Origin of the sequence: Streptomyces sp. NRRL B-24085, assembly GCF_001282115.1 — a bacterium.
Taxonomy (GTDB): Bacteria; Actinomycetota; Actinomycetes; order Streptomycetales; family Streptomycetaceae; genus Streptomyces.
In genome coordinates, this window is the sequence record NZ_LJBR01000612.1 from 1 (window position 1) to 1,656 (window position 1,656).

Here is a 1,656-nt window from a genome sequence, read left to right on the forward strand (position 1 = left end):
CCCCACACCTGGGCCCCCCTCAGCAATCAGCACCGGCACCACGCCTCCGCCATAGCCCCGCGGCAACCCTCAGCCCACCACGCCCCCCCAGTCGTCGAATCGCTTCACCAGATCCTGCCCAACCCATTGACGACCTTCAAAGCCCCCGCATACGTTCCTTCGTCGAAGCGCTTCGACAGGGGCCGTCGAACCGAGTCGAATCGGTGACCCCTGCGCGGCGCCCGCCCCGAAGCGACCATCCGACTCCCCGGAGGTACGGGATGTTGACGGCACGAAGGCGTGTGGTGGTGACCGCGGTGGTCCTGGCCGGGTCACTGCTGATGACCGCCTGCGGGGACTCCGACAGCGGGTCCTCCGACGGCAAGACACTGCGGCTGTGGCACTACGAGGGCCCGAGCAGCGCGATGGGCATCGCCTGGAAGGAGGCGATCAAGGAGTTCGAGGCCACGCATCCCGGCGTGAAGGTGGAGTTCGAGGAGAAGAGCTTCGACCAGATCCAGAAGACCGCCCCGATGGTCCTCAACTCCTCGGACGCGCCCGACCTCATGGAGTACAACAAGGGCAACGCGACGGCCGGTCTGCTCTCCAAGCAGGGACTGCTGACCGACCTCACGGAACAGGCGACCGAGCGCGGCTGGGACAAGGCGCTCAGCCCCAGCGTCCGCACCACCAGCCTCTACGACACCAACGGCGTGATGGGCTCCGGCAAGTGGTACGGCGTCCCCAACTACGCCGAGTACACGCTGGTCTACTACAACAAGGACCTCTTCAAGAAGTACGGCGTCGCCGAGCCGAAGACCCTCGCCGAACTGACCGCCGCCATGGACAAGTTCGTCGAGAACAAGGTCACCCCGCTCGCCAACGGCGGCGCCGCCTACCCCGCCCAGCAGTACCTCTACCAGCTCGCGCTCTCGAAGGCCGACCGCGCCTGGGTCGACTCGTACCAGCTCTACAAGGGGAAGACCGACTTCCACGACGCGGCCTGGACCTACGGCGCCGAGACCTTCGCCGACTGGGTCGAGAAGGGCTACTTCAGCAAGAGTTCCAGCGGCCAGAACGAAGAGGCCGCCGGCGTCGCCTTCACCTCCGGCAAGGCGCCCATCCTGTTCTCCGGCAGCTGGTGGTACGGCCGCTTCAAGACGGACAACAAGTTCGACTGGGGCACCTTCCGCTGGCCCGACTCGAAGCTCACCCTCGGCTCCGGCGGCAACCTCTGGGTCGTGCCGAAGGGGTCGAAGAACAAGGACCTCGCCTACGACTTCATCGACATCACCATGTCCAAGAAGATCCAGAACCTGCTCGGCAACTCCGGCGGCGTCCCGGTCGCGGCCGACGCCTCCGCCATCACCGACCCGCAGTCCAAGACCCTGATCGACGACTTCAACACCCTCTCCGAGACCGACGGCCTGGCCTTCTACCCGGACTGGCCCGTCCCCGGCTTCTACGACGTCCTCGTCTCCGCGACCCAGAAGCTGATCACGGGCAGCGAGAAGCCCGAGGGCTACCTCAGCGACCTCCAGGAGGCCTACGACAAGGGCGCGCCGAAGCAATGACGGCGACCGTCGAACGCACCGCGCGGGCGGTCGGCAAGGGCAGCGCCCCCCGGCCCCCGCGCCGCCCCCGCGACGGTCGCCGCCATTGCTTCGGCGCGCCCTT

General features: G+C 67.1%; 1 protein-coding gene. It reads left to right on the forward strand.

Going from position 1 to position 1,656, the window contains the following annotated elements:
• Positions 1 to 260: 260 nt before the first annotated feature.
• A complete protein-coding gene (locus AOJ26_RS40270) occupies positions 261 to 1,553 on the forward strand; it encodes an ABC transporter substrate-binding protein (protein ID WP_053853286.1) in 1,293 nt (430 codons plus the stop codon).
• Positions 1,554 to 1,656 lie beyond the last annotated feature (103 nt).

Bases quoted from the DNA above. Each gene is read 5' to 3' on its own strand.
- AOJ26_RS40270 (WP_053853286.1), top strand. From the start codon at position 261: ATGTTGACGGCACGAAGGCGTGTGGTGGTGACCGCGGTGGTCCTGGCC.